We start from the raw sequence: 16,187 nt of genomic DNA, 5'->3' as shown, positions 1-16,187 counted from the left end.
TTCGATGGTCCGCATCCTTCGCAAAATCAAATCAGCGGCGGTCAACCCGCTGAAGTCGTCGCAGCCGCTGGGTGCCGCCTTCGCTTTTCTTGGAGTCGAGGGTGCGATGCCCCTGTTCCATGGCAGCCAAGGCTGCACCAGCTTCGCGCTCGTGCTCTTCGTGCGGCATTTCAAGGAAGCGATCCCCTTGCAGACAACGGCGATGGATGAGGTGGCAACCATACTCGGCGGAGCGGACCATCTGGAAGAGGCGATCCTCAACCTCAAAACCCGCACTAAGCCAAAGCTGATAGGAGTGTGCACGACCGCGCTGGTGGAGACCCGTGGCGAAGACTGCGCGAGTGATATCGCCAACGTCAAGCTGAAGCATGCGGAAGAGCTCGCGGGTACGGAGGTTGTGCTGGCCAACACGCCTGATTTCGGCGGCGCTATCGAAGAAGGCTGGGCCAAGGCTGTCGCGGCGATGATCGAAGGGATTACACGGTCGGGCGCACGGACCCGGCAGCCGAAGAAGATCGCGATCCTGCCCGGATGCAATCTCACTGTCGCTGACGTCGAGCATTTGCGTGACATGGTTGAAAGTTTTGGGCTCAAGCCGGTTATCCTGCCGGACGTCTCCGGCTCACTCGACGGCACGGTTCCTGACCGCTGGGTAACCACTACCTATGGCGGCACCAGCGTCGAGGAAATCCGCGAGCTTGGCACGGCCGCGCAATGCATCGTCATCGGCGAGCACATGCGCCACCCGGCGAAAACGCTGCACGGGTTGACCGGCGTGCCTTACGCGGTGTTCCAGTCGCTGACCGGATTGAAGGCCGTCGACCGGTTCGTCTCGCTGCTATCGGCGGTTTCGGGCGCGGCGGTGCCGGCCCGGGTTCGCCGTCGCCGGGCGCAATTGGAGGATGCATTGCTCGACGGACATTTCCATTTCGGAGGCAAGAGAATTGCGATCGCTGCGGAACCAGACCAACTCTATCAACTCGCAACCTTCTTCACCGGCATGGGCTGCGAAATCGCAGCGGCGGTCACGACGACCGATATGTCGAAGATTCTGCAAAAAGTACCGGCGGACTGGGTTCAGATCGGCGATCTCGGCGATTTGGAAGTTCTTGCAGCGGGCGCGGATCTTCTCGTTACGCATTCCCACGGTCGCCAGGCGTCGCGACGCCTTGGCATTCCGCTCATGCGCGTCGGCTTCCCGATCTTCGACCGGCTCGGCAGCCAGCACAAGCTCACAATCCTCTATCGGGGGACGCGCGACCTGATCTTCGATGTTGCCAACATCTTCCAGGCCAATCAGCACGCGCCGACGCCTGAGGCGCTTGATCCATTCCGGAAACGAGAAATGCCAGATGAGCTCCGTTCGTCGCCTCTCACTCGTCACTGACGAGGTTCACGCACCAATGCCGGAACGACGAGTAGGCGCATTGCGCGTAGCCATCGCCACGCAAGACATGAAGAATCTCAATGCTCATTTCGGGTCGGCCAAGCGCTTTGCTGTCTACGACGTGACGCGCGAGGAGTGGCATCTCGTGGAAGCCGTGGCCTTCGATGACGTTTCCGATGAGAGCGGGAAGCGTCGGACCGAGGGCGATGACCGCGTCACGCCGAAGGTGGAGGCGCTGAAGGGCTGCCATCTGCTGTTCTGTCTGGCCATCGGCGGGCCTTCGGCAGCCAAGGTTATTTCGGCAAAAATCCATCCAATCAAGGTGCCGCAGCCACAAACCATCCAAGAGGTGCTGTTGCGCACGCAGATGATGCTGAGAACGTGTCCTCCGCCCTGGCTGCGCAAGGTGCTGGCCGAAGCTGGTGTCGCCGAAAAGAAACCCTCCTTCGAGGACGAGGACTAAAACGAGGAAAGAGCAAAATGTTTGAAGTCGCGATTAGCCCTGCTGTCAACGATGACGAGGCGGCCCTTGCCAGCCCGTTCGTCAAATGCCTCGTGCGGCTGATCCGTGCTCAGGATTCCCACGGGTCATGGGACGGCACAGCGGACGGTGAGTTGCTGGCCGACTTCATCGTCAGCAAGGAACAGCGGCGTACGATTCCAATCATCGGCGATCCCGATCCGGACGTGCTGTGGAGGCTCGACAAGTTTTACACTGCCGTCGCCCTTGCGATCGAGGAGCGCTCCGGCCTGATGGCATCGCCGATGATCGAAATGAGCCATGAGGGGTTCGGGCGCGTGCTTTTCACCGCCGGGCGGCTGGTCGTTCTGTCCAGGACCCTGCGCGACGCCCATCGCTTCGGCTTCGAGACGTTTTGCAAACTCGCCGCGGCCGGTACGAAACTGGTCGACGATGCCATCGCAGCCATCGACGCCTATCCCGAGGTGGCACGGGCATGAAACCAATTTTGGAGCAAGAGGATCATGTCAGGCCTTGAGGAGCCGCGATGGCCAGCCCACGCGGCCGACGCGGTCGAGGCCAATGTGGTTCTCGGGGTAGCGCTGATGAAGCCACTCGTCCTGATCTGTTCGCAAGATGCGGAGTTCTATCTGTTCCTCAGCCACATACTGGAGGTGGATGGCTTCGTCAGTGAGCCGGCAGGCGGCGCCAAGGAAGCACTTGCAAAGGCCGACGAACGGGAATTCCAGGCCGTGGTGCTGGACTGCGGTCCAACGAGCCTTACCGGGTCCGCAATCTGCGCCCGGCTCAAGCGGGAACCCCGGACCGGCGGCCTGCCCATCATTGCCCTGATCGCGCCCGGCGCCGAGAACCAGCACCTTGATCTGTTGAAGGCCGGGATTGACGAGAGCTTTGTGCGGCCAATGGCGCCGGCCAAGCTGCTCGATTATCTGCGGACGAGGCTGGCGCTGCCGAAGCCGGGTTCAAACGCGATTGAAAACAACAGCTGGCTTTCCTATGGCAGCCTTGAGATGAAGCTCGATGCCCACCGGGTTTGCGGCAATGGCCATGACATCCATCTCGGACCGATCGAGTTCAACGTGCTTCGGCATTTGCTTGAGGCTCCCGGCAAGGTCTTCAGTAGGGACGAGCTGATCGGGGGGGCCTGGCCGGCCAATATCCATGTCGGTGTACGCACAGTCGACGTCCACATCAGTCGGCTCAGAAGGGCTCTGGAGGCGGCCTCGACCGGTATTGTCATCCGTACCGTCAGGTCGGCCGGCTACTCGCTCGAGAAGCTGGACGGCTGAATCGAGTGCCGGGTGTGGTTCCACTCCCTTTCCTCGCGCTGTGAGCCGGTCTCGCGGCCTGAAACGCCCTCATCGAACACTCAGGAAGAAGCAGGAAAATGGGCTTTAAAACGGTACTCTGTTTGACCGGCGCTGACCATTCCGATCAGGACGTCAGAACCGCTGCCGGCTTGTGTGCGGAAGTCGGCGCGCACCTTTCCGTACTGATCATACCCCCTCCGATGCTCCTTATGTCGCATCGGCGGATCGGAGATGGTGTCCCCGAGTGGCCGGTAGGGCGTGGACAGGCAATTGCCAGATTGAACGATCGGTTTCGGCAAATCGATCGATTTACACAGGACGTGGTCAGACTGGAAAAACGCTCCAAAGATATCCAGAAACTGCTGGAATCTATGTCGCTCGCCTATGACGTTGACACCGACTATTGCGATCCGGCCAGCCTCGGTGAAGTGGCACGACAGCGGGCGCTCTGCGCCGACCTCACGATCATCGGACCGGGGCTCCTCAACGACGAGAATCTCGGACCTCCTGTGGTCAACGGCTGCTTGTTCGATACGGGAAAGCCGGTGCTCGTTGTGCCGAAGGGGGCTGAGGCGACACTGTGGCCACGGCGCGTCCTGGTCGGTTGGGATTCCCGAGTCGAGGCGTCCCGTGCGGCTCGAGAAGCGCTGGGTCTCCTATGCGCTGCTGAGGAAGTTCGTGTCGCCCTGGTCGATCCGAAGGCCAACTACAACGGGAACGGCGCGGAGCCTGGAGCCGACATCGCTGCCTATCTCACTCGGCACGGTGCTCGGGTGTCGGTTGACCTCCTGCCAAGTGCCGGCAAATCGGCGGCCACGGTGCTTGCGCAGCACGCAATCGACATTTCTGCGGACATGATCGTCATGGGCGCCTATGGCAGCCGTCGGCTGCGTGAGCGGCTCTTTGGCGGTGTGACCAGATGGATCTTTGAAAAGCCGACATTGCCGCTGTTTTTGGCTCGATGACGGTTCCGGACCCGCACCGATGCTGTTCAAAGCTCTACTGTGACGCCTGCATTCATACGTAGATGGGCTCCATCGAAATAATCGATCTTACGAAGAGTAACGAACATGAAAAGCATTGCTCGGGAGGCGACGCCCGCCGGAAATCTCTCCAGTCATGCGCAAGGCGGAGGTGGAACGGCCAGAGCGTGACCAGTGTCAGCCTCGACAATGGCGACAGGCTGGAAGTCGGCATCGTCGTCAACTCAGCCGGGCCGAATGCCGGCACGGTGGCTGCCATGGCGGGGCTGGTGTTGCCGGTCGAGCCGCGCAAGCGCAACGTCTTCGTCTTCGAGGCGCGCGACAAATATTCTGATATGCCGCTGCTGGTCGATCCCTCCGGCATCTATGTCCGGCCGGAAGGCTCGGTCTATCTCACTGGCGGCGCCGAACCGGAAGAAGGCGACGGCTCGGCCGACCCCACCGATTTCGAGGTCGACTGGCCGCTGTTCGAAGAGGTGATCTGGCCGGTGCTGGCGACCCGCATTCCGGCCTTCGAGGCGATCAAGCCGACACGCGCCTGGGCCGGCCATTACGACTACAACACGCTCGACCAGAACGCGGTGATCGGCCCGCATCCGCAGGTTAAGAGTTTCCTCTTCGCCAATGGTTTTTCCGGTCACGGCCTGCAGCAGGCCCCGGCGGTCGGCAAGGCGCTGGCCGAGCTGATCGTGCACGGCGGCTACCGCACGGTGGACTGCTCGGCGTTTGGGTACAGCCGTGTCGCTGAAGGGCGGGCGTTCAGGGAATTGAATGTGATCTAACGCTGGCGGGACAGCCCCCCTCTGGCCTGCCGGCCATCTCCCCCGCAAGGGGGAGACCGGCAGCTTCCCTGGCGGCTCCAAACTTCTAGCCTTGGAGATTGGCGAAGGCAGCGATGACGGCCAATCTCCCCCCTTGCGGGCGCGGTCAGCGGGGTCCTTGCCTTTGGCGATGCATGTCGTGGCTGGACCAGGTGAGGTGAGTCCGGCCCGTCTACCCAGCCTCTGCGCCCGCCCCGAAGCCGCTCGCCCGCTCAGCGCTATGAGGGCGCGCTCGCGAGCGGCTTCGCGAACGCTGCGCTACAGCACGTGCAGGGACGCGACCCCAGTGAAGGCATACTCCAGCGTGGCTTCGCCAATTCCGTCTCGTTGGCCCCCCTCAAGCCGGTCTTCCAACCGAAGGCCGAACGCGCCAATTCGCCAGCCAACTCCATCAACGACTGTCTAAATCCGCAACCTGGGGCGGTTCGCTCGAGCTCGTTTGCTTGAGCACGGCACAGACGGGATCGCGAGTACGATGCAGCGGAATGGGAACGCACCCATGCTTGGGCACGAGGCCCCGAGCCAACGCGCATCGCGCCAATCGGCGTCGTCACGTTCGAGATACATCACCGGCTGCTCGGCACTTTTACGCTCGCATATGCGCCGGCACGCCGCTGGCGATCGATGACGCATCTGCCGACGAGGCTGCTCGTTCCACGAAAAAGCGATAAGCGCGAGATCAATGGGCAACCTCGTCGGGATCGAAAAGAGCGCTAAACCGGGTTGCTAGATCAATCCAGGGTGCCGCGTCGCCGCTCTCTGAAGCTATTCGAACGACCGCCGCCAGATAATCGGTAAAAGCCTTCAGTCTTATGGGGCCTTGCTCTGAGAGGCAGTCAATGGCGTCAAGCCGCTGGTAAACGGCAGCGAGCATATGTTGCACCAAAAGCAGGGAGGATGGGCAAGGGCAATCGCTCTTACTCGCGAGGCGCCTGCACTCGCTGCAAAGCGGCGGAATGTCCTCTAAGGCTAGGTAGCTGGAAAGACGTTGTATGAGATTGTCAGTGGCGTTCCTTGTCGAGAAGCCGTCCAGCAGCTCCCCATCGCGTTGGTTCAATGAGATATCACTGTAAAAGTTCATGGTTCTTCCTTTCCGATGGCGAGGCTAGGCTTCCGGGAGATAGTCGTGGACGACCTTCCCGAGCGCGAGCGTGAGATCTGCGACGAGGTGTACTGCCGAGACTACTTCCAGCACCGGCAGTTCGGCGACGGGGGCAAGCGCATGCGACCAGAGGTTCAGGGCTGCCGGGCCGGTCCAGGCGCCCCTCAAATGGGCGTCCTCTAGATGATATTCCACGAGCTCACAGATGCGCGGCGTGCCGTCGACATGCGGGATAATTTTGAGGAGGAAGTTCGGTTCAGCGAGCGAGGCCCTCACGCTCGCGAGGTCGGCGGCTCGGTGCTTGTAGCCCATGGTACCCGTCGCGACGCGGACCGGCCCGTAGTCCAGCGTGCCAACAAGGGTATCCGTCTCCGTTCGGAGCGTTGGGCTAGCGAGCTTCTTGGGAAAGCCCCACAACTCGCGTCCGCCCGCTATCGGCGGATGGTCGTCGAGAAACATGCAGTGGGTATAGCTCCCCCTGCGGCCACAGAAGGAGACAGGGATGACCTGTCCGCCTTCCGTGTAGTCGCCGAAGCCCGTCGAGTCCGGCATGCGAATGAACTCGAACTTGACCATAGGCTCGCACACCTGAAGCGGCTCCGGCACAAGGTCGCGCAGTTTCTGCGGATCGGTGCGATATGTGATGATCAGATACTCCCGGTTGCGGAAGCGATATGGGCCGGCCGGGTAGGCCGGGCTGGTCAGGGGCATGGCGAAAGCTTTCCCACGGACGGTATCTTGGTGCATGTTTGAAATTCCTTTGTGCTGGATCAGGTGGGCTTAGATCGGTCTGCATGATGGCGGCGAGGCTCTCCGAGGTGCTGTCATAGCCTCGTAAGGGATGCATGGCGTAATCGCGCGTAGCCATTTGCGCTGGGCAATTGCCTTGGGGCGCGAGGCGATGGTCGCGGACGCGGTTCCATGGCTCCGGTTGTGATCGAGAGGCAAGATTCGAGGTAAAGTGATTTTGTTCCTTATTTGAAGGCGCTGCTTCCCGTCTGCCCTCGTGGTAGGAGGAGGTGGAGTGGCGGCCAGCTCCGATTTGTCCAGACGGGGTTTGCGGATCGACGCGCATGCGCCATGCCAAATGAGAAATCATTCGGTGCCCGCAGGACAGACGGCCTCGGCGAGCCAGTCGAGAGAGAAGGTCTTCGCCTCACGGGGATCAGATACGAATTCCCGAGCACTGCGGTGATGTAGCAGGAAGGCCTGCGACGCCACCAAACCTCTGTCGCGAAAATATGGAGGTGACGCGGTATCCGCCGTCTAGCCAGACAGCATACGCAGCATCCGGCAGCACGCACTCGACGGCCTGGCCCCATCGCCGGCTTCAGGAGAAAAGATCAGCTATGAGCCGGCAGGCAGTCGCTGCACGCGGCGGTCAGGTCGTGTAGATCTTCCGCGCACACAGCCGGTGCCGAAATGATGCTAGATGATGAGCCGACGCCAACATTACCGCAGGGGAGACAGCCAAGTCTGTCCTCAAGCGTCTGAAATGCATGTCCAAAAGCTGACAGCGACAAAAAACTGTCTGGTCCAAAACCACCGGCCGCCTTGGGCGTGAGGTTTCTCGAAGCCTACTCGTGCAGTTGCTGCGGCTAAGCGCGCTGGCACGGCCTTTGCTGGAGATGCGGCAATGTTGAGTGGGGGCTGACCGCATAAGAACGCGAGACGATTGATTTTCTGCTGCGCCATCTCGGCGGCGCGCCCGCTCAACGGTCACGGCTACACCTTGGCAATGGCTGACGCGCGACTTTGCGGTTGCGCCGCCCTGCCGCGCCGATGCGCCCAAAGTTCGTTGATAGTCCGCCCGGCAGATTGAGGAAACCGGCTGTTGACTGCTGCCCAGGCGGAGATGGCTGGGCTCATTCGGACTGTCTTGACCGTCGGTGTCATGAAGCCAACGACACCATGCTGGACGTTATGCATGACCAAGACGAGTGGGAGTCACAACGAATGATTTTACCGGAACTGCGCTCTGCTATCCCAGCCGGCAGAGTTTTGGAGATAACGACGACCACCGGATGCATCGTGGGATGTTCATATTGTCCGCAGGACAAGTTCGCTGACCGGCAAAGAAAAGTATCTGATACGAAGCATCTTAGTCTTGGAGATTTCAAGCGCTGTCTGGCGCGCGTACCAGCCTCCGTCGACATTAGTTTTGCCGGGTATTCTGAGCCATGGCTCAATCCCGATTGCACCGAAATGGTCGAGCACGCTTCCGCCAAAGGCCACGGCATCAGGATTTTCACGACGCTTGTGGGAATGAAGGGGCAGGATCTACAACGCTTGCAGGCGCTGCGGTTGGGGGTATTCGTGGTTCATGTTTTTGATGATGGCGCCCACATGAATAGCCGCCTTGTCGGAGCCAAGTATCGCGATTTGGTTGGTCAACTCGTCGACGCCGACATCCCTTCGATCCGATTCGTGGTTTTGGGTGAGCCCCATCCCGATATCGCCGACATTATCCCTGCCCAAGCCCTAGTTCGCGCGCGACCGGTGAGCAGCAGGGGTGGAAGCGTAGACCCTAAGATTGTAGAACCACGGCAGCCAGTCGTCGGAGCGCTGATATGCGTGGACGAACGGCAGTATCGGAATGTACTACTTCCAAACGGCGAGGTCACTCTCTGCTCCATGGATTTTGAGCGGCGTCACGTATTGGGCAACCTTCTATGCGACGAATATGGCGATCTCTTTAAAAGCCAAGTTTTTTGCGAAATCGTCGATCGCATGAATGGAGCGGCTGGTTTTCTGCTTTGCAGGATGTGTGAATTTGCCGATCCAAACGATAGAACTGACTGACGCCGGCTGACCGCGGCGGGCCTGAAATGCCGACGTCCCTGAAACGGCAAGATGCACATGCCGCGAAGTCATCGTGTTTTCACGCCACGCTAACACGATCCCGTAGGCGCGGCAGTCAGCCTCGACCATTTCCGAGACGAACTCATCGAAAGTGGTCTTCGGCTTCCAATCGAGTTTTGTCGGCTGCCTTGGAGCCATCGCCGATCAGCAGGTCAACCTCGATTGGCCCGAAACAGCGTTTGTCGATCCGGATCAGCGCTTGATTACTCATGCGTTCACGGCCCACCTCGTCAACGCCTTCGCCCTCCCAGACGATTTCCTTTTCGACTCGCCTGAAGGCAAGCCCCGACAAAGGTGCGGACCGTGTGTGTCTCGCCGGTTGCCAGCACGAAATCGTCAGGTTGATGCTGCAAGATGCGCCACATGCCCTCGACATAGGCGCGCGCCGAGCCCCAGTCGCGCTTTGCTTCCAGGTTTCCGAGATAGAGACAGTCCTGTTTGCCGGCCATGATCGAGCCACCGCACGCGTCACCTTGCGCGTGATGAAAGTTTCGCCGCGCGTCGGCCCTTCGTGATTGAACAGGATGCCATAGAGCCCGTATACCTCGCGGTAGTTCATGGTGCTCCAGTAGCCGTAGAGCTTCGCCACCGCATAGCCGCATCCGTCGTGTCGCCGTAATGCAGGACCATGTCGGGATAGTCCTCATGAGGACCTTGATAACGGAAATTCCTTTTCAGGGATCGACACTCGGCGCCGGGCCAGTCCTCGATGACGGCCGTGTGGAAAGTGCCAAGAGAGCCTGCAACGCTATGAAGTCGAAGAGTACGATTGCGTGCAAAAATCGGCGCCGGTGCAAGGTTTCGGCCTCAATGTCGGATACTCGACAGGATTGCGAACCTGCCTTCCGTTCCCTTTGCTGATGTTTTGCTCTGGCACGTTCGATGCAGGGGACCTCCCGAAAGCAGCAGCGGAGGTCTTCTATGATCAAACCCACGGAAAAATGCTGTCGCCGCACTCATGATCGTGCCCTCGCTGGTCGCCAAGCAGGCCGAAGGTCGGCTCATCACGGTCGAGGCGGGCAACCGAGCCCAATTGCAATGAGGGATAGGCTGCGAAAGCATGTCACTGACCACTCCGGGTCATCGAGGCGGGAGTCTTGATGCCAGCCACGCGCAACATGTCGTCGGCATGAGTTCAGATCTCATCACGGAGCCGGCATCTGCGGGCGTCACACCCGATACTACGAACGCCCGGACAAACTGTTGCAAGTCCTGTGGTGTCGATGATGCGTGCGGGGAGGGCAAGCCGACCGGCTATGGCCGACATTCGCCGCGTACAGCGCCTGATTGGGAGGCGTCAGCAGGAGCAAGGCACCTGGAGCTCTCTTGCATTGGGATCGGTGCTGGCCCGTCCAATTTGAGCCTCGCGTGTCAGATCCATGAGCAGGTTGGGCACGGGGCACTGTTCTTGGATCGGCAAGTCGACTTCCGCTGGCATCCAGGCAGCGCATTCGAGTCCTCAGAACTCCAGGTCAGCCACATCAAGGATCTGGTCACGCTGGTGAATCCGCGATCCGCCTACACGTTCATAAACTACCTGCACGAGAACGGGCGTCTATACCACTTTCTGAATGCACAGTTCGATGCTGTGCTCAGGGCTGAGTTCGAACAATACCTGAACTGGGCGTTCCGCAGAAACCCACTTGTGCGCGGCGGCGAGACCGTCCGCGAAATACGCTATGATGGCGAGTTTCGGGTGCGGACGGACGATGCAGTTCTCGGTGCAAGAGACCTGGTGGTCGGCATCGGCAAGCAAGCGCGGATTCCACCTCAATTTCAGGGCTGGATCGGACGCAACCTGTTCCATTCATCCGATTTGCTGCACATCCATCCTGAGGTGCGACATAAACATGTTTGTGTCGTTGGTGGAGGCCAGTCGGGAGCCGAGGTGCTGTTGCATTTGGTCGGTGGGCCAAGAGAACGGCGGCCTGCCTCGATCACCTGGGTCTCGCAGCGCGAAAACTACCTGCCCCTCGACAACAGCCCGTTCACAAACGAGTTGTTCATGCCCTGTTTTTCGGATCGTTTCGCGGCCATGAGCGAGCCGCAGCGCAAGCTGTTCCTGCGGCGTTTCGTGCTCGCCTCGGATGGGATTTCGGATCGCACTTTGCGCGCCGTCTACCAGGCGCTGTATCGCCACGAATTTCTTGAGCCAGACCTATGTGACATCGCACTGCGGCCGGGTTGCAACGTTTCGCGCTGCATCAACGCCGGCGCGGGTCACAACTTGACGCTGCAGCGCGGCTTGGGCGACGTCGAAGAAGTCACGGCCGACATCGTCATCCTGGCCACCGGTTACGAGAACGCCGTGCCAAGCTTTTTGGAACCGATGGCGGATCAGCTGCAACAGACCGACAATGAGTTGGTCATCAACGAGGATTTTTCGGTGTGCTGGGACGGACCGCGTGACAGACGCATCTTCGTACAGAACGCCAATCCCGGCCAGCGCGGGCTGGCCGATCCGAACCTAAGCCTGCTGGCGTGGCGAGCTCGCCGCATTCTTGACAGCCTTCTACAGCGCGCGCCGTGCGCGAACCCTGAGCATCCTGGCTTTATCAGCCGTACCACCGTCGAGAGCTGGCCCGACCCGGTAGCCGAAGAAATGGGCAGCGGGATATGACTCAGCGACTACTGATCATCGGCGGTGGCATCCAAGGAATTTTATCCGCCTCCGCCGCGGCGACGGCCGGAGTCCGCTCCGAACTCATCGTCACTGAACATGCCCTTGGATCTATGGGCGCATCGCTTTATTCTGCGGGCGTCCATTTGCCCCAGGGTCGTCGAAACCGTACTAGGTCGCTCACTCGAAAGTGCGCAGTGGCCCTGGCGACCATGGCTGCGTCGGCCGTCAGCGGAGGCTTCCGGCTCGTAGCGATGCGTGTGGTGGCTGGACCGGGTGAGGTAAGTGATCGGCACCAGCTTCGGGAATCCCTGGACCCTGCGTGGCCTCGGATGGGCAGTCTGGCGCCGAACTTGTGCGGACAATACTCGTTTTTGGAGCATCGATGGACCCGATGCCAGCGACGTGCCTCCCTGATCGCCCGACCCGAACGGGAACTTGTCGCAAAGATTTGCGCGGCGCACGACTTGCGTTGCGTCAGGCTGCACGAAAGGTCCTCTTATCGGGCAGTCGCACCATCAACAGCATGCTCGGCCGTGACTACTATGCAGACGTACCGGATCGATAGATCTTTACGGGCCTGGGCGATCTCTCCATTGAGGAGGGACAACAAAGCCTTGCAATCCACCCGGAGCGCAACGCACTTAGCGTCGCCGTCTGCATGCCGTGGAGTATCGTCTCCGGCCCACACCCTGACGGCGCCCGACTGCCTCTAACCGGAATGTTTGACCAACCACTCTTTCCAACAGGAGGCTTTTCGCATGTTGACCGATGCACAAAGAGAAAAGTGGCAGAAAGACGGATACATCAGGCTCGAAAGGTTCTTCGATCCCGCGGCTGTGGAAGGTATGTCTAGCTTTGTTGAAGACATATCACGCTGGGATGTCAGCGATGATAAATGGCTCATGTGGTTCGAGAAGACGACTGATGATCGAAAGATCACGTCTAAGGCCGAGAATTTTCTGGACTTCCATGACCCATTGCGTCTGCTCCTCCTAGAAGATCAGCGCATAAACTCTGCGGTCGAGGATTTGCTTGGCGAAGATTCGCGCAGACTCAAGGAGTTGCTGATCTTCCACTATCCCGATAGCGGCGGTTATCGCCCGCATCAGGACATTTATCACATTCCACACAGGCTGCCCGACCGGATGGTCCATGCGATCGTTGCCATAGGCATTGACGATTCCGACCCGGACAATGGTGGCCTTTTCTTCAGCCCCGGCAACCACAAGAAGGGGGTATTTCCCATGGATGCCGGCGGGGTGATTGATCCTGAGGTCGCCGAAACATTCTCCTGGGAACCCGTAGTATGGAAGGCTGGCGACATCTTCATCTTCGACGATTATGCACCGCATTACTCGAAGCCGAATAAAAGCAATCGTTCGCGGCGGACGCTCTACTTGGTGTTCCAGCGTGCTTCAACCGGTGGACCGACCCGCGCTGAGTATAACGTGCTTAAGCGCGCCCTTAATCCGCCAGAGGGCAAAGTGGCTGATCTCGACAACCTCAAGCTCCCAAACGGCATTTTCTATCGCGATTGAGCTCACGGAACCAGGCGGGAATGCAAACGAAACTGATCGGCCGCCAAAAAAATGCGCGGAGAGCATGGTTTTGATTGCCGGCTACTGGAGCATCGCCTGCAGTCCGTCACGACGCTTCGGTATGTCGATGTGAAGAGGTGTCGCCGGGCGCTCTTCTGTGACGCCTAAAGCCCTCCTGGCGCCCGTAGTTTCGCCCGCCTGGGGCCCAGAGCCGGACTATTCTGACGGGGGGCCAACGTGTCGGGCTGCCGCTCTCTTCGCAACTTGCAGCAGATGCTGTTGCGTCGGCAGCCGAAGAGACCACTGTTTCGACAGCTGAGGTTCGTCATGCGGAAATCCACGTTTTCTCGAACGCAGCTGTCGCGGGTGTTCGGTATCGACATGGCTGCGCTTGGGACGGGAAGCGCGGGCACCGGGTTTTCATTTGGCAAGGTGGCACCAGGCGTCACATCCGAGCCCCATCGGCACGACGAAATCGAGGCCTTCGTGGTCCTGTCAGGAGCGGGCAAGGTCAGGACCGACCTTGGGGAAATCTCGGTCAAAGCCGGCGACGTCGTTCTGTTCCACCCTTTTGAAGCGCATGTGCTGCACAACGATGGGGACGAAGAGCTAAATTTCGTCGATGTCTACTGGCGCGACGGCAAGGCCGCCCTCGAAGCTGCTGCACAGGTCGCGACTCCGCGCGGACCGATCTTCGTCTTCTCCACGCCGCCGACACCTAATGGCGATCTGCATCTGGGGCATCTTTCTGGCCCTTATTTTGGCGCCGATGTCTACACGCGTTTCCTGCGCATGAAAGGGGTCGAAGCCTATCACCTGACTGGAAGCGACGATTACCAGAGCTACGTCGCCACGCGTGCCGATGCCGATCAATCGACGCCCGCAAAGGTGGCGCGCAACTACGCCGACGAGATTCGAGCCACGCTTGCGCTTCTCGACTGTGAGGTCCATAGCTTCCTCCCGACTTTGGGCGATAGCGCTTACGCAGAGTTTCAAGCCGCGTGTTTCCGTAGTCTTCTGAGCAGCACGGCGGTAGATCTGCGCCGGAGCCCTGCGCTCTTCGATGCTGTGACAGGCGACTACCTTTACGAACCGGATGTAATCGGCCTCTGCCCCTATTGCGGCAGCTCCGCTGGTGGCAACATCTGCGAGGAATGCGGCGCACCGAACCTATGCCACGACCTAGGTGCAGTCCGGTCGCGGCACTCGGCCGAGGCGCCGGTGGTCGGCTCCGTGCGCCGTCCCGAACTTGCGCTGGAACGGTGCTACGACACTATCGACCGGCATTTAAGGGCGTCGGGCGCCCCCGTTCGGATCATGGACCTCTTCGCGCGTCTACGCCAACGTGGCGACTTTTCCGTGCCCATCACCCACCCCTCGGACTGGGGCCTGCCGGCCGAGGGGCTCCCGGGGCAGGTGATCTGGGTCTGGCCAGAGATGGCGTTTGGTTTTCTTTACAACATCCAGGCGCTAGCTACATCGCTCGGCCGAGACTGGAATGCGGCCCTGCCCAGCAAGGACTGGCAAATTGTCCATTTCTTCGGCTTCGATAATTCCTTCTATCACGCCCTGCTTTATCCGGCGCTTTATGCTGAGGTCTTCTCCCACTGGACCCCGCGCATCCGGTATCATGTGAACGAGTTCTACCTGCTCGACGGCCAGAAGTTCTCGACCAGCCGCGGTCATGCGGTCTGGGGCAAAGAGGTTCTGGGCCCAAAGACAGTCGATGTCGTCCGTCTTCATTTGGGCCTGACACGCCCGGAAGGTGAGCGAACGAACTTCACGCTGGACGCGCTACGCCGCACCAAGAACGAGGTGTTCCAAGGGATCTGGCTGAATTGGCTTGATGCGCTGCACCGGGAAATCAAGCAGGACTTTGGCGGCTGTGTGCCCGATGCAGGCGACTGGGCTCCCGCCGATCGCGCTTTCTTTGCTCGGATAGAGATCCATCGCGCGGCGATGGAACGCGCCTATTCGGACGATGGCTTCTCGGTCCGGCGCGCGGCCGCGCAGGCCTGCGATTTCGTGAGCGATTGTGTAGTCTACCGACAGGCGCAAGACTATGAAGCGGCGCGACGTCTCTATCCCGCCCGCACCCGCACTTCGCTCGCCCTTCAGACGACGGCCGCTGCGATCCTGGCGCAGACACTCGCACCGCTGATGCCCCGATTCGCCAGCACGCTGGCGCGAGCTATCGATGGCGTCTCGACCGAAACATGGCCCACGTCCGTCCGGCGCCTTGCGCCAGGAACGACCTTTGATCTCGGACCCGTGCTAGGCTTCTACGCCAGAGCAGAGCTTCCTGTTCTCCATGAGGAGGAGGCATAATAGCCTATCGTGATTTCGACCAGATTTGGGCGGCAATCAAAGCCGAGGATGCCAAAGCTTTACTCGCTACCACTGGCTGCCCGAAGGCCACTCCCAGACCATAGGCACAAACACTGGCCGGCCTTAACCAACATATCGTCGAGATGCCGGCCCGCGCCTTGGAGGATCCCTCGGTTGACAGCTTTCGGGCGCTTGCCATTCGTGCGGCAAATGCCGAGCGGGCTGCACTGCGCTGACCAACTTTTTCGGAATCGCGGAATTTCCGACCTGTAGCCAGCCGATCAAGAAGGTCATGCGGTTCGGGGCGCTGGGTCAGCCTAGCGCGCCCGCGCATCGCCAGCGGCGAATGATGCTAGATGAGCCGACGCCAACATTGCCGCAGGGCAGACAGCCAAGCCGTTCTCGCCCTCAAGCGTCTGACGCATGATGCGTGTCCAAAAGCTGACAGCAGCAGAAAACATGTTGGGTTCAAAACAACCGGCCGTCTTGGGCCTGTAAGGTTTCCAGGCAGAATCATGCATTTACTGCGGGCAACGCGCTGGCATGACGTTTGCTGGTTGAGATCGGAAATACTGAGTGAGGGCTGATCGCATGAGAACACGCAAGACTTTGATGGTCTCCTAATGTTCCGTTCTGAGAGAACCAGCTCGCGCATAAACGTCAGGAAAGGTGTGGGAATGGAGAACAACATGTTGCGTAGAGAGTCACCGGCTCCTCTGATCAAAGTGGACGACTGGCTGCGTGGCGATCCT

11 protein-coding genes and 2 pseudogenes are annotated in these 16,187 nt (G+C 59.9%); 10 read left to right on the top strand and 3 right to left on the bottom strand.

Annotated elements, in window-relative coordinates:
• Window positions 1-4 precede the first annotated feature (4 nt).
• From nifN to A3A9_RS39425, 6 genes and pseudogenes are all read left to right on the top strand, one after another.
• On the top strand, window positions 5-1,387 hold the full coding sequence (gene nifN, locus A3A9_RS0125115; RefSeq protein WP_027033211.1) for a nitrogenase iron-molybdenum cofactor biosynthesis protein NifN: 1,383 nt from the start codon (window positions 5-7) through the stop codon (window positions 1,385-1,387).
• Window positions 1,353-1,850, top strand: a complete 498-nt coding sequence (nifX, locus tag A3A9_RS0125110; RefSeq protein WP_027033212.1) for a nitrogen fixation protein NifX — start codon at window positions 1,353-1,355, stop codon at window positions 1,848-1,850. Before nifN ends, nifX begins: the two co-directional genes overlap by 35 nt.
• 17 nt (window positions 1,851-1,867) lie before the next feature.
• The gene (locus A3A9_RS0125105; RefSeq protein WP_027033213.1) at window positions 1,868-2,347 is read left to right on the top strand and encodes a NifX-associated nitrogen fixation protein; all 480 of its coding nucleotides are present in this window, start codon (window positions 1,868-1,870) and stop codon (window positions 2,345-2,347) included.
• 24 nt (window positions 2,348-2,371) lie between these two features.
• Entirely contained in the window at window positions 2,372-3,157 is a 786-nt protein-coding gene (locus tag A3A9_RS0125100; protein WP_027033214.1) for a response regulator transcription factor, read from the top strand.
• A 98-nt stretch (window positions 3,158-3,255) separates the two neighbouring features.
• Complete coding sequence (locus A3A9_RS0125095) at window positions 3,256-4,143, top strand: universal stress protein (protein WP_027033215.1); 888 nt, start codon at window positions 3,256-3,258, stop codon at window positions 4,141-4,143.
• A gap of 176 nt (window positions 4,144-4,319) precedes the next feature.
• A pseudogene (locus A3A9_RS39425) lies at window positions 4,320-4,943 on the top strand (NAD(P)/FAD-dependent oxidoreductase); the annotation flags it as partial.
• 718 nt (window positions 4,944-5,661) lie between these two features.
• On the opposite strand, the gene A3A9_RS0125085 reads toward A3A9_RS39425, so the two are convergent.
• Together A3A9_RS0125085 and A3A9_RS0125080 are read right to left on the bottom strand one after the other, a co-directional pair.
• A complete protein-coding gene (locus A3A9_RS0125085; RefSeq protein ID WP_027033216.1) occupies window positions 5,662-6,063 on the bottom strand; it encodes a hypothetical protein in 402 nt (133 codons plus the stop codon).
• A gap of 24 nt (window positions 6,064-6,087) precedes the next feature.
• The gene (locus tag A3A9_RS0125080; protein WP_027033217.1) at window positions 6,088-6,831 is read right to left on the bottom strand and encodes an acetoacetate decarboxylase; all 744 of its coding nucleotides are present in this window, start codon (window positions 6,829-6,831) and stop codon (window positions 6,088-6,090) included.
• Between the two features lie 1,209 nt (window positions 6,832-8,040).
• On the opposite strand from A3A9_RS0125080, the gene A3A9_RS0125075 reads away from it, so the two are divergent.
• Complete coding sequence (locus A3A9_RS0125075) at window positions 8,041-8,886, top strand: SPASM domain-containing protein (RefSeq protein ID WP_032926733.1); 846 nt, start codon at window positions 8,041-8,043, stop codon at window positions 8,884-8,886.
• A 108-nt stretch (window positions 8,887-8,994) separates the two neighbouring features.
• Here the strand turns inward: A3A9_RS0125075 and A3A9_RS42935 are convergent.
• Window positions 8,995-9,541, bottom strand: a pseudogene (locus A3A9_RS42935) (GDP-mannose 4,6-dehydratase); the annotation flags it as partial.
• A 720-nt stretch (window positions 9,542-10,261) separates the two neighbouring features.
• On the opposite strand from A3A9_RS42935, the gene A3A9_RS0125060 reads away from it, so the two are divergent.
• The 3 genes from A3A9_RS0125060 to A3A9_RS0125050 all read left to right on the top strand — a co-directional run bounded on the left by A3A9_RS0125060 (window position 10,262) and on the right by A3A9_RS0125050 (window position 15,435).
• The gene (locus tag A3A9_RS0125060; protein WP_027033219.1) at window positions 10,262-11,566 is read left to right on the top strand and encodes a lysine N(6)-hydroxylase/L-ornithine N(5)-oxygenase family protein; all 1,305 of its coding nucleotides are present in this window, start codon (window positions 10,262-10,264) and stop codon (window positions 11,564-11,566) included.
• A 761-nt stretch (window positions 11,567-12,327) separates the two neighbouring features.
• Window positions 12,328-13,107, top strand: coding sequence for a phytanoyl-CoA dioxygenase family protein (locus A3A9_RS0125055; protein ID WP_027033220.1), 780 nt, complete (start codon window positions 12,328-12,330; stop codon window positions 13,105-13,107).
• A gap of 327 nt (window positions 13,108-13,434) precedes the next feature.
• Complete coding sequence (locus A3A9_RS0125050) at window positions 13,435-15,435, top strand: class I tRNA ligase family protein (protein ID WP_027033221.1); 2,001 nt, start codon at window positions 13,435-13,437, stop codon at window positions 15,433-15,435.
• Window positions 15,436-16,187: the final 752 nt, after the last annotated feature.

Origin of the sequence: Mesorhizobium loti CJ3sym (genome assembly GCF_000472785.1) — a bacterium.
Lineage (GTDB): Bacteria > Pseudomonadota > Alphaproteobacteria > Rhizobiales > Rhizobiaceae > Mesorhizobium > Mesorhizobium loti_E.
Note: the sequence above shows the minus strand (reverse complement) of the source record. Positions and strands in the feature narration are given on the sequence as shown.